The 14,101-nt window shown below is 36.3% G+C and carries 8 protein-coding genes; 3 read left to right on the top strand and 5 right to left on the bottom strand.

All coding sequences use genetic code 11. The features are described 5' to 3' along the window. The first annotated feature begins 19 nt into the window (after window positions 1-19). The 3 genes from aroA (at window position 20) to Xmir_RS05000 (ending at window position 5,055) form a co-directional block, all read left to right on the top strand. Window positions 20-1,339 carry a 3-phosphoshikimate 1-carboxyvinyltransferase gene (gene aroA / locus Xmir_RS05010; RefSeq protein ID WP_099113312.1) on the top strand — a complete coding sequence of 440 codons (1,320 nt, stop codon included), beginning with the start codon at window positions 20-22 and terminating at the stop codon, window positions 1,337-1,339. Between the two features lie 42 nt (window positions 1,340-1,381). After that, window positions 1,382-2,914, top strand: a complete 1,533-nt coding sequence (locus Xmir_RS05005) for an asparagine synthetase B family protein (protein ID WP_099113311.1) — start codon at window positions 1,382-1,384, stop codon at window positions 2,912-2,914. A gap of 458 nt (window positions 2,915-3,372) precedes the next feature. Continuing rightward, window positions 3,373-5,055: a formyltransferase family protein gene (locus Xmir_RS05000; RefSeq protein ID WP_167385942.1), complete on the top strand. Its 1,683-nt coding sequence runs from the start codon at window positions 3,373-3,375 to the stop codon at window positions 5,053-5,055. A gap of 348 nt (window positions 5,056-5,403) precedes the next feature. Here Xmir_RS05000 and Xmir_RS04995 read toward each other — a convergent pair whose 3' ends face one another. The 5 genes from Xmir_RS04995 to Xmir_RS04975 all read right to left on the bottom strand — a co-directional run bounded on the left by Xmir_RS04995 (window position 5,404) and on the right by Xmir_RS04975 (window position 14,081). Then, window positions 5,404-6,273 (bottom strand): GNAT family N-acetyltransferase, encoded by an 870-nt coding sequence (locus tag Xmir_RS04995; RefSeq protein ID WP_099113309.1) that lies wholly within the window; start codon window positions 6,271-6,273, stop codon window positions 5,404-5,406. A 178-nt stretch (window positions 6,274-6,451) separates the two neighbouring features. Further along, on the bottom strand, window positions 6,452-7,642 hold the full coding sequence (locus tag Xmir_RS04990) for an MFS transporter (protein ID WP_099113308.1): 1,191 nt from the start codon (window positions 7,640-7,642) through the stop codon (window positions 6,452-6,454). Window positions 7,643-7,890: 248 nt separating this feature from the next. Further along, window positions 7,891-8,778: a LysR family transcriptional regulator gene (locus Xmir_RS04985; RefSeq protein WP_099113307.1), complete on the bottom strand. Its 888-nt coding sequence runs from the start codon at window positions 8,776-8,778 to the stop codon at window positions 7,891-7,893. 816 nt (window positions 8,779-9,594) lie between these two features. Then, on the bottom strand, window positions 9,595-11,856 hold the full coding sequence (locus Xmir_RS04980) for a TonB-dependent receptor domain-containing protein (RefSeq protein ID WP_099113306.1): 2,262 nt from the start codon (window positions 11,854-11,856) through the stop codon (window positions 9,595-9,597). 167 nt (window positions 11,857-12,023) lie between these two features. After that, window positions 12,024-14,081: a S9 family peptidase gene (locus Xmir_RS04975; RefSeq protein ID WP_244170859.1), complete on the bottom strand. Its 2,058-nt coding sequence runs from the start codon at window positions 14,079-14,081 to the stop codon at window positions 12,024-12,026. Window positions 14,082-14,101 lie beyond the last annotated feature (20 nt).

Raw genomic sequence — 14,101 nt, 5'->3', positions numbered from 1 at the left:
ATCTATAGGATAATATAAAATGACTAAAAGAATTGATCATAATACACAATTTGTCGAAATTAATTTCTCTAAAAATTTGCATGGAACACTTAATTTACCCGCGTCTAAAAGCTCTTCAACTCGAGCTCTTTTAACTTCTTCTGTTACTTCCGGGGAAAGTAGTATCAAGAATATTGCTACTGGATTTAATACATTAGCAATGAAATCAAATTGTGAGAGATTGGGTGCTATCTTTAAAGAGAATGGAAACAAATTGATCGTGAATGGAGTTGATGTACGTTCTATCAATCATCCATTAGAAATTAATCCTGGTAACTCGGGGGTAGTTCTTCGTTTATTAATGGGTGTAGCTGGTTTTTTACCAGAGACTAAATTCATAACAGACTATCACTCTTCTCTTGGCGTTCGTTCACAAACTGAGATGATTAGTGCTCTTAGGATGCTGAATGTTCAATGCGAAGCATCAGGTCAAGAGCATCGACTTCCTATCACAATAAAATCGAATAAGAGATTAAATAACTATACCGAAGTATCTTGTAGGAAAAGTTCACAATTCCTAAGCGGATTATTATATCTTGGTTCAATAATGGACAATGATTTAACCATAAAAGTCATTGATGATATTACAGCTAAATCAATGGTTCACACGACAATAAATAATTTGAAAAAAGCAGGTGTTAAAGTCGAATACGATAGTGATTTTCGCAAATTTTTCATATCTGGTAACAGCCAATTACAGCCTAGTGATTTTGTAGTAGGAGCAGATCCAGCAAGTACAGCTGCAATTCTGTCACTTTGTAGTTCTTTGGAATCAGATGTCCAATTGAATGGATTTTTTGAAGAAGAGCTAGGAAATGGAGCTGTAATTCAATATTTAATAGATACTGGTACAGATATAACATTTATTAAAGATGAAACAATAAAAATACGTGGTACTACAGATATCCTACCTCTTGACTTTGATGGTTCGCTGGCTCCAGATGCTGTTCCTGCTTTAGCAGCCAGGGCAGCATTTGCCTCTGGTACAAGTATTTTTTATAACATTGAGCATATACGATATAAAGAGTCTGACCGAATATCAGATTTTAGAAAAGAATTATCAAAACTGGGTGTAAAATCAGATGAAAAACAAGATCAACTCATTATTCATGGAAATCCAAAAGGATATAAAGGCGGCGTTGTTTTAGATGGACATTATGATCATGGTTTAATAATGGGGCTTACAACAATAGGACTTCATTGTAGTGAACCTGTTGTTATAAAAGAACCTTATCATGTTGGACAAACTTACCCAGAATATTTTTCTGAAATTAGCTCCTTAGGGGCAAATATTAAATAACTGACTAAATATAATTGATTATTCTGTAAAGGAGATAACTTTATGTGTGGTATTTCTGCAATATTTACAACAAAAAAAAAGTCAGTTGAACAGATAAATGAAAAATTGATTTCCATGGCCGAAATGATTAAGCACCGGGGAGATTTACCTCTTTTTAATGAAAACCTGGTCAGAGAAAATTTCGGGCTGGCAACTAACCGTTTGGCTATTCTGGAAAGAGATAATGCCAAACAACCTGTTTCAGATGCAGAAAGAGATATTCATATCATTCTTAATGGACAAATCTTTAATTATAAGGAACTAAGAGAAAATCTTATAAAAGAAGGATGTGTTTTTGAAAGGCGTGGTGATGCCGAAGTAATATTAAAATTATATATTAAATATGGTAAAGAATTTGTAAAAATGCTGGATGGAATGTTTTCATTTGTTATATTTGATAATAAAAATTCAACATTTTTACTTGGCAGAGATCATGTGGGCATTAAACCACTTTACTATGCCTTCAAAGATGATGTTTGGTATATCGCCTCAGAAATGAAGGCCTTTCTGGGACTTTCTGTTGAGGTTAAAACGCTTGAACCCGGGAATCTTTACGATGGTAATAGATTGTATAAATATATTAGCTATGACAAAAAAATAGAGAAAAGTAAGGATAGCTACCTTATCGCAAAACAAAAAGTACGTAATCTAATGGAAACAGCGGTTAAATCTCAAGTTGATACTGATTTACCAATTGCCATAATGTTTAGTGGCGGAATAGATAGCGCTATTGTATTGGCTCTTGCCAAGAAATACCATTCTAATATTACAGCCATTACATTTGGTTTACCTGATTCAAATGATATAAAAATATCGCAGCGCTTTTGCAAAGAAAATAAAATACGTCAAATAATATATACGTTTACCGAGCAAGATTTAATTAACGAAATTGAAAAAGCTGTGTATTATGGAGAGTTTTTCGAAAAAATAGATTCTATAGACTCTATTATAGCAGGCTTTGGTTATTTTATCGCTAGTAAGCTTGGCTTTAAGGTCGCTTTATGTGGAGAAGGTAGCGACGAAATTTTTTGTGGTTATGATCTATTCAAGACATATCCTTCTATTGATGAATTATCCCTTTATCGGCTAAATAATTTACATCGTACAGATTTACAACGCGTTGATCGCGCAAGTATGCGTCATTCTGTAGAAGCAAGAGTACCTTTTATGAATTATAAACTGGTAAACTATGTATTAAGCCTTGATGAATCATTGAAGATAAAAGATGGAGTTGAAAAATATATACTTAGAGAAGCATTTAGAGATATTTTGCCGAGCTATATTGTTGACAGACCTAAAATCAGAATGCCAGATGGAAGTGGAGTCAAAAATACATTGATTGATTATATAAATAGTATTGATTTTGAAATTTCTGATGCTCAACGTAACGCATTGGAAAACATAGGAATTAACGACAAAGCTTCTTTGTATTTCGCAAAAAGGTATTTAGATAATGGATATAATTTTCCTAATGAAAGATTCAAACAAGTAGGCAAAGATTATTCAGAATCAGGGTATTTTAATTTCATATCTTAACTAATCAGGAAATTTTTAAAATTGAAGATGCAGGATATCACCATATAAGCCATTTAACTTATGGTAAATAATATGATTTAAAGCCTGCATCTTAAAAAAGATGTAATATTATAAATTCATTTCATTTTAATAAGGTGTAAATCAAATTCATTCAATAATATCAAACAAGCCATTGAAAAAACAGTTAAATATGCGGAAATTGAAATCATGTTCAACTAATCAGTAGTTTTAATATTTCCTTTACTGATGAACTTTTTTATTCCTGTGAATATTATTCAGTACCTAAAACAATTTTTTCTAAGTTAATAATACTTTTTTAATTATTAACAGAATTAGGAGTTACAAATCTATTAACAGATATGAAAATACTAACCACTCGAATGAAATGTATTCTCTAGAACAAGTTAAAATTAAAAACAAATCATATAAAAATGTCACTAAATAAGATAATGAACATTATGAAATTACGTAAAAATTATCATTGCGTGGTTATTGGACAAGGTGCTTTAGCTATTAGGTGCTGTCAATTTCTAATTGACTCAGGCTTCTATATTGATGCAGTTCTCTCTTTAGACTCAGTTTTTACTTCATGGTCTAAGAAAGAGGAAATAAAACATATTAATTCTATAGGTGAATTAGAGTTGTTCGTCTGTGATAATTCGGTTGAATGGTTATTTTCTATATCATGCCCTCTTATTTTTAACTCTAAATTATTAAACAACATTACGTTGGGTGCGTTTAATTATCATGATGCACCATTGCCTAAATACACTGGATATCATGCTACCTCATGGGCTATTCTTTCACTAGAGAAGGAATATTCAATTACTTGGCATCGAGTTGTTTTCAAGGAAGAAGTTGGAGATATTGTTGTACAAAAAAATGTAGATATAACCCCATCAGATACTGCTTTTTCATTGAATATAAAATGTTATTATGCCGCATTTGAAGGGTTTAAAAAATTAATACTTCTTATTAAGAGTGAAAATATAGAATATACAAAACAAGATTTATCTGAAAGGAAGTTTTTTTCAAATCGAAAACGTCCATATTCATTGGCTTGTCTGCAATGGAAAAAAACAGCTGAGGAATTGTCAGCTCTGGTGCGGGGATTATATTTTGGCGAACATTATCACAATCCACTATGTATGCCGAAATTTTATTTAATGAGCACTGTTGGCATAGTTAAAAATCTTGAAATACTTTCTAACTCCTCACATGAGAAACCCGGTATTTTAGTTGATATATCACAAGATTTTTGGGTGATAACAACTGCAACTACAGATATTAAAATCGAGTTCATGCAATTGAAAGGAGAATATTTTGGAGCTGATTTTTTAGCTTATCAGCTTGATATAAATGTGGGAGATATTTTACCTACCCTTAGCGATTATGATTGTGACGATATAACCCAAGAGCATGAAAATTTGGTTTCTTGTGAATCATTTTGGGTTGAACGTCTCGAATCAAGTAAACCGCTAAAGACTATTTTGGAAAATCAGGAGTGTCATTATCAAGATTGTATTTTTGATATCTACTATAAGTGGAACTTATATGATGAAATGATCAGGTTCAAAAATGAAGACAGGTTGTTTCACATATTAAGTGCATTAGCTGTATATTTGTCATTATCTAATAACACTCAACATTTCCATCTGGCTTGGAAGACCCATTTATTTAAAAACAAAAATTTGAATTATTCTATTTTCTTTTCTGATACTGTTCCTTTTGAGTTTTATGTTAACCTTGACGGCACTGCATTTGATTTATATAGTGCTATATCAATTGAATATGCTACAGTAAATAAACATAAAACATTTACTGAAGATATAAGATTCCGTTACCCTAAATTGAAATTATCGGAGTTTTTAAATTCCAAATTCATTTTTGGAATTGATGTTGTCAATTATGAAAATATTGAAGACAACCCAATAGATTCTGAGCCAGATGAAAAAATAAATTCTTTTTTGACAATGCAAATAGAGCCAACGAAAAGAGCTTTTCGTTGGGTATCTAATTCATCGCTTTTTAGCAGTCTTGAATTAACAAAAATGACAGATGAAATAATCAACATAGATAAAATTCTTTTATCTAATCCCACGATCTCTTTGAGAAAATTATTTTACGGTGGATTCGATTAGGGAGTGTTAACGTTTTGTGAGAGATTATTAGACAGCATGATGATTTGGTATTATTGCTTTCGCCAAAAACTGATGTGGCACATTGATTTTGGTCACCGTGATAGAGGTGATATCCTCACTTCAACAATAAACAGGTGACATAATTCAAAGACATTTCAGCCCAGAATTCAAAATGGGAATCAGCACAGTTAGTATTTAACCAAAAGAACAATGTCAGTAAAAGCGATGAATATTATTAAATCAGCGATGAACAGATGAGTACGTCAATTAAGGCAGGAAGGCAAGAGCAATCGATCACAGTGACGCCCTTGCCCCCTGAATAAGTTGAAATACGTGAAAAAATAAATTTCAACCTATTTCAAGTGAGGCCAGCGCATTATTTCCTTGGGTATAACCTACCCGTGGTGTTCCGCGATACATCCTGTAGGTATGAAAAAGAGTACGAAATCCAAATGAATGTAAGAGATTAATAGTTGTTTGTGCATATTCGGGGACATCTAGCGTCACAAGAGCGTTTTTGGGTATTTCCCTAATAGCCGTCAGAAACAGATCCTTTATATGATCCTTATCCTTTGCGTAAAACGGTCCGATCCTATACCCATCATTAGATTGACGCAATCCGATCAGCCCTTTTATATTTTGATTATCTGAGAGAATAAATCCTTTGCGATTATTACCAAAAAACCAAGAAGTAAGTAACCTGTCACGGGAATATCCAGTAATACTTGCATCAAACGCTATCAATGATTGGATGGAACTCTGGTCAACAATATTTATATTCGGTCTGTTTACCTGGTGACCTGATGCTCGTCCTTGGATCCTAAATGTACGATAATAAGTTTTAAATCCCCATTTAGCATAATTTTTTTTCTGCTCTGACACAGCATCTAAAGCAATAATGCGTTCTCCAGCATGTTTAATAGCAAACCTCCAGAGCGCAAGACCGATACCTTTACCGCGAAATTCAGGTTTAACAATATAATGTCCGATACTTGCATAATTTTCGTTAAAATTCACGACAGCCACAGAAGCAATCGGCTTTCCTTGAAAATAACTAATAAAGAAACCTTCATTATCGACATTAAAAAAAAGATGTCCGTCCCCCAATCCTGGATCCCATTTTTCCTGACGACCCATTTCAATTACATTCAGCCATTCAGTCAATGTGGCAGTTTTTATCTGAATTTCTTCTTTAGATTTTTCTACAACAGTATTCATAAAGTATCTCCGATACAAAGTCTATATTTTATAGCCTTATCATAGAGAGAATCTTTAGCTATAACCGTTTATTCAGCACTATCTAATGTAATTTTAAACACAAATAAGAGGGTACAGCCATACACCACAAAGCTACAGGATCTATGAAGACCCACGAAGGGTCTTCATAGGGTATCTTTTAGCCCTTACGCAGCAATGACTTGTTCATGGCGAAGATCGTGCCCAACAAAGAGATGATAAGGAGAACAATCACTACCCATGCAAAGGATATTGCACCTGCTCGATCAAGCAAAATACCCCCTATGATACCGCCACCGGCAACTGCGGTATTCCAGACTGTCGTATAAATGGATTGTGCAACATCAACTGAGTCACCTGCGAAACGAGCCAATGCTGTTTGAGTGATAGTGGCAAATCCGCCGAAGGCGAGGCCCCAGACAGCTATACACAGATAGACCATCTGTGGCATATCACCCCAAAGGCCAAGCAGCAGAGCAGTAAAAGCAAAGAGCACGATACTCGCTACAGCAAGGAATTGCAGTCGTCGATCGACCATTATACCGACAAACCACAGGCCCACTATCGAGCCAAGTCCAAAGATAAGCAGAATAATATCCACACTCTTGGACAACCCTGAAGATTCAAGGAAAGGCTCAATATAAATATAGAGAATGTTGTGAGCGATAACGAAAGTAAAGACAACAAATAATACGGCAGGAATGCCTGTTTTCATAAATACGCCGACAAGAGACCGGCGCTGCTCCTTAGTTTGGCCAGGAAAATCTGGAACGATGGCAATCACCCACATGATAAGCAACAGTGCCAAGGCAGACATCAATCCAAAAGCGCCTTGCCAGCCGATGAATCGGCCGAGTAACGAGCCGAGCGGCACACCGAGCACCAGAGCGATGGTCGCGCCTGCGCCAGATATTGCAATCGCTCTCCCGCTGAGATGAGAGGGTGACATACGCACCGCATAACCCGCTAGCAGTGACCAGACGATGCCACCGAAAACACCGGCGAAGAAACGTGCTACCAGTGAGACATTATAGTTATTGGATAGCGCAGTGATAAGATTAATAACAGCGAAGCCGAAAATAGCTATCAATAATAAAGGACGTCGCCGCATGCCTTGTGTAAGGGCTGTCACCGGAATGGCAGCGACCAACGCTCCTACAGCATAGGCGGTGATAAACTGGCCAGCCAGGCTTTCTGATACATCCAAGCCTTCTGCAATAGAAGAAAGCAATCCGGCTGGCATGATTTCGGTCAGCAGCGTGATAAAGGCTGCCATCGCCAAAGCAAGCAGTGCTGCTATAGGCAAGCGTTCAATTTCCTTGTGTTGAGCAGATGCAGTTGTTTTATTCATCAATTAGATTCCTCAAGTCGAGTAGCTCCAGCCCTTAACAGAGCCTGACTTTGACATGGTGCACATTCACATAAAGAAGAAAAATAGACTATAGTGAACAACATATATGACAAATATGTCATATATGTTGTTGGAGACAGGAAATATCAGCTCTCTTAAGTCCTATTAAATATCAAGTCGTTACCTGTATGCTATTGATCTGCTGTTCCCGATTACACAATAAAGTCAATACCTTCCTTGGTATTTGCCTAATTTTTAAATAAATTTTCAACCATAAAATCAATGAACACTCTTAACTTGGGTGATAAATATTTTCCTGAAGGCCAAAGTATTCTACATATTGTTATATCGTGATTAAAATCATCTAAGACAGTGATAAGTTTTCCTGTGGTTAGTTGATTTCGAACAGCTAAATCAGGAATACATGCGATACCAAGACTATTTTCCGCGCAAGCAATTAATGGCTCAAGTGTGTTAGTCACCATTCTTGTAGGCCATTCCGTCTGTAATATTTGACTATATTGACTGGTTGGCCAAATATCCAATTTTCCTGTACTTTTATAACGATACATTATGCAGGTATGTTTAATAAGGTCTTCTGGTTTTTCAGGAATGCCCGCTTTTAAGAAATAATCCGGTGAACCAACCAGGATCCTTTTATAAGAACCAAGTACACGAGCCATTAATCGTGAATCAGTAAGTTCTCCTATACGTATTACAGCATCAAATCCTTCTTCAATTAAATCAACCAAACTGTCAGTAGTATCTATTTCTAATTCAATATTAGGATACTGCTGACTGAATTTTACAAATTGAGGCATAAATAGCATACCAATTGACGGTATACTTACTTTTAGTTTTCCATATGGCAGCGATTGTGACTCGGAAAGTTCATTTTTTGCTGCCTCTATTTCATCAAGAATGCGTCGACAACGTTTGAGAAAACGAGTTCCTTCCGGTGTTAAAGTCACTATACGCGTAGAACGATGAAAAAGTCTGACCTGTAACCTTTCTTCCAGACGGCCTATTGCTTTGCTGATAGCTGAAGATGATATGCCTAATTGGTTACCTACCGCAGTAAAATTTCGTGCTTCACTGACACGGACGAAAATTTCGAGAACGCCAAGGTTATCCATTGCTATTCTCCCTACCAATGACGTAATTGCCACATTTGCTATGAACTATAACGCATTTTTATTTAATACACACCTTTATACTGGATATTATAAGCCAATTTGACCGCCTATAATACCTGCTTATAACTCCATAGAAGGTTGGAATCAAGATGGTAATTATGGAAAATTTCTTATAGATGTATATGATAAAAAAATCGGACATTTCTGTTTGAACTTTATTTATTTTTAATAACTCAGATTTTATCTAATGAATCCACTTAAATACCCTTAAAAGCACGAAAATCCTTATGGAGTTTTAAGTTATTATTTTGCAGGTTGGTAATTTCTCCTGAAAACTGGCGTAATCATGGCTTCTCTGTCTATTATTTATAGTTTTTTATCATACTGAAACTTGAAAATATTCATTTCTCAATTTCATATCCCCTCAAAAACAAACCATAAAGAAAATATGATAGTTTCACTTTTATTCTGTTCTATATAATTACGGGGCTTGTTAAATAGTGCTTAGTATGACTGACTGGCCTTTATTTTCGTTCAAACGTTACAAAGTCATCGTAACCTGCATCATAAACAGGTTACCATAATCAGGGTTCTTTTAGATGTAATGAAGGCAGAGAGTGCGGGTTTTTATTAGGGCTTGTTGAAGCCAAATACATGTTTACGACTATGCTGTTAGAAAATTTTATTTCCCAGTTTGAATTGAGTCGGTGTCCATATTATTTACTTAATTAGATGTATTAAATATAGGATAATAATAATTTTGTAAAAATAGCGATGAATTTTCACCGCTATTATTTTATAGGTATTTAAAATCTATTAGAAACGAATTTCTGCGCCCATAACGTAGGTTCTGCCTCGGGCGGTTTGGGTAGTTGCATCACTATCTCCCATAAAAGCAGAAGAATTCATACGATTTAATGCGTCAGCATAGTTTCTATTGGTTAAGTTTCGCACAGATAATTTAACTAATATATTTTTATTAATTTGGTAATCTGTGTATAAATCGATAACAGTCGGTATCTTATCATCCTTAATCATCTTTATTTGATTTCCATTCTCTGCATCCAGTTCAATTTCAGGATCTTGGTGATAAGATTTACCTGTATATGTCACAATAGCCCCAAGACGCATTTTTTCATCTAACAAACGAATACCTGTATCTAGTGTAAGATATCGTTCTGGTAACTGGGAAGCAGGACTTGCCCCAAAATCAGATGTTGCTCTAGAAGTTGGCTGCTGCGTTTTTTGCTGACTATAAGCTAATGAACTATAAAATACGCCCGCATCATAGTTTGCTGACAATTCATAACCACTCATATTGACCGTAGCTAAGCTATTGGTATAAATAAAAATATTAAAATTTCTCTTATGATAATCTTTTGGTTCTAGGGAACCATCATCCAAACATATTTTCCCTGTCGCACATAATACATAAGAATCACTTTTGATGTAGTTTTTAATCTTAGTATGAAAATATGCTGCTTTTAGATGGAATTCATCCCCGTCTACAAGCAGATTTGGGCGATAACTATTAAAACCAACTTGATAAGTATCCGCTTTCTCTCCTTTCAAGAATGGATTCACAGAAGCTCCTTCTTCATTAGAATAGAAAACTTCCTGAGCATTTGGCGCCCTCATTGAGTGCGTATAACTTACGAATGGCTGAAATGCAGGTGTAATTTCTGCCGATAATAAAATATTTGGGTTAAGCCCTCGTGACTTTATATTTAATAATGCTTCCCCCTGAGGAAAACAATCTAACAATTCATCACAAGCTGGTTTTATTCCTTTTAAACTAGATTCCAAATAGCTTAGTCCTAAATCAGCAGTATAAATCCCCCGTTCAATTTTTAACTTGCTATAGATACTGGTAATGTCTTGTTTTCCACTTGGTGAAAAGACATTATTTTTTTCCGTAGATTTATTTTCGCCAGCTAGCTCAATACCTGTTTTTTTAGTATATTCAGTACTCATCAATTTACCACCTAAGGTAAATGCAAAATCAATATCGGCATAATCAAATCTGCTTGTATTTTTAATATTTATAGAGTCAGATTTATTACGTGATTCACTTCTATCTAAGCCACTTAAAACCTTACCCTGAAAATCTTGAATTCCTTCTCCTGTGCTAAGCAAAATTTCCGTATCGATCAATTCACTAAATGGTGTGTAATTATATTTTATATAATAATCATAGCTATCAATATGACGCATATTAAATCTATTATGATAAAAACGTCCAGATAGCTCTAGATCATGAAAGTCATTTGGTTTAATATTTAATTTCATCAATTGAGAGTTGGGTTTTTGTTTGAATGTATTTCTTGTACCAAATTCCTCACTACTAATACCATCAGCATTTCTATAATGAGCATCAATATTGTGTCCACTGAAAGCGAGTAGAACCCCCAAAGAACCTTCTGAATTGAATGCCTGTGTTTTTCCTGCAACAGCCATCATACCACTTCGGCCGATTCCATTGTTTCCATATGTTGATTTAGTACGTATTCCAAATTTGTTACTTTCAAAAATCACATCATCAACACCAATAGTACGGAAGTTAGCACTTCCCACTAACGCGTTAATTGAATCCTCATCACCAGCCTGCCCACGATTAATATCCGTACGGATAATAAAGTTAGGGTCAACCAAAGCACCAAACTGGTTATATGGTTGTCCCCCATGTGCAAATTCACTCGGTGATGTGCCATAAAAACTCTGGCTAACACCATCCACCATCATATTAACGCGCCCGAAGCCACTTAACCCACGAATATTAACACTTACGACTCCTTGCCCCTGACTTGCATCCATCTGAGTATAAGTGCCCGGCAAACTGCGCAGTACACTATCCATAGATTCAAGTTTATTATCTTCCCCCACAGAACTATAAGCACCTGGTTTTTCCATTGCCTCAATCTGGGGAGCATTATTATTATCCTGAGCACCTGAAACTTTCAGGCTGCTGAACCGCATGACTTTTTCTTTTTTATTGTCATTCGTATTTTCAGCATAAGCGATTCCTTGAAGCCCGATTAATACTGCGCTGGCTCCAGCTATTTTTGCCACAATTTTCATTACTATCACCCTAAATAGAAGAACATTTATTGCTGCTTACATTTATTGCTGCTTACATTTATTGCTGCTTACATTTATTGTTGCTTACATCGGTTCGTAAGTTTGTGTATAAAACACCCCTGGCACTGGTAAAAAATTATCAGCGCCAGAAGTTATAAATATTTTTATTAATTTTTTAATTCTGGAAAATATGTTTTAGCGTTATCTAACATTAATAGAAAACTATAATCAAAGGCAATGTCATTCAGGCGATTAAAACGCCCTGGTTTTCCACCATGTCCGGTATCCATATTAGTTTCTAACAATACCAGACTGTCGCCTTGTTTCATTTCCCTTAATTTCGCAACCCATTTTGCCGGTTCCCAATATTGCACTTGGGAATCATGCAAACCTGTTGTCACTAATAAATGAGGATAACGCTGATGTTTAATATTGTCATAAGGGCTATAAGATTTAATACGAAAGTAATCTTCTTTATTATTTGGATTACCCCATTCTTCATATTCACCCGTTGTCAATGGAATAGATGAATCAAGCATGGTTGTCAAAGAATCCACAAAAGGTACTTTCGCAATGACTCCCCGGTATAATTCTGGTGTCTGGTTAATCACCGTACCCATTAATAAACCACCTGCACTGCCACCTTCTGCATAAACCCGCTTGCTATTTCCGTAGCCATCAGCAATCAGTTTTCTGGTAGCATCAATAAAATCGTGGAAACTGTTCATCTTGTTTTCGAGTTTACCTTGCAGATACCAGTTTTTGCCCAAATCGCCACCGCCACGGACATGCACTAAAGCATAGACAAAGCCACGATCCAGCAAACTTAGCAATGCTGAACTAAAATAAGGATCCATGCTGATGCCATAAGAACCATAACCGTAAATCAAGATCGGGTTTTCACCTTTTTTGAACAGGGACTTACGATATACCAGAGATACGGGCACTTCCACTCCGTCGCGGGCTTTTACCCAAATACGCTGGCTTTCATAGTTTTCCTTGTTGAACCCTTTAACTTCCTGCTGCTTCAATAATTCACGTTCACCTGTTTCCATGTTCCACTGGAACACTGAACTTGGCGTGGTCATGGATGAATAGCTATAGCGCAATAAATGAGTATCTGGCTCTGGGTTATAACTTATCGATGCCATATAGGCCGGATCATCAAATGAAACGCGCTTTTCCTGCTGCGTTTTCCAATCAATCTGACGAATTGATGACAATCCTCTGGTACGCTCCTGTACCACCAGCCAGTTATTGAATAATTCAAAATTTTCCAGATCCGTGTTTTCTTGTGGTGCAATCACCGTTTCCCACGGCTTATCGCTAGCTTCTGTACGATATAAGCCAAACAGTGGGTTTTCATGGTTGGAACGAATATAAAATTGCCCGCGGAAATGGTCGAGATCGTACTCACGCCCCGCCTGACGGGCAGAGAAAACCTGCGGTTCCGATTGCGGATTATTGGCATCAATCAAGCGATACTCTGAAGTCGAATAACTGACACTCGAGATCAAAATATAATCACGCGAAGTACTGTCTGAAATCGACAGATAGAAGCGATCATCGTCTTCCTGATAGACCTTTTTATCCTGCCGGGTATCAGTACCATATTGATGGCGGAATAACTGATAAGGCAGCAACGTTTGGGGATCTCTGCGTACATAAAACAATGTCTCGCCATCATTTGCCCACAAAATATTGCCGGATGTGTTTTCGATGACATTGTTCTGCCAGTCAGCACCATCAAGATTTTTAAATGAAACCTGATAGTTACGACGACCTTGGATATCTTCTGCCACAGCGATGCGCTTGTTATCCAGCGTCACCGCAAGTCCACCAATTTGATAAAATTTATGGCCCTTTGCCCGCTCATTGCCATCCACCATGACCTGCCAATCGGTTGAATCATCAACGGGTTTGCGCTGGTAGATTGGGAAATCTTTCCCTGCCTCATAAACGGTACGATAAACATACCCGTTATAGGTATAAGGAACTGACTGATCTTCTTTGTTCATTCGATCCGTCATTTCTTTATACAGAGTTTCACGCAGTTCCTGACCTGATTTCAGCATCTGCCCGGTATACTGATTTTCCGCCGTTAAATAATCAATGACATTTTTGTCCTGACGGTTATCATCACGCAGCCAATAATAATTATCGACACGGGCATCCCCGTGATTTTCCATTTTATGCGGCTGTTTTGTGGCCATAGGCGGCAACATACTTTTCTCCATTGCGATAG

Source organism: Xenorhabdus miraniensis (genome assembly GCF_002632615.1).
This window is presented reverse-complemented; position numbering and strand designations above follow the sequence as displayed.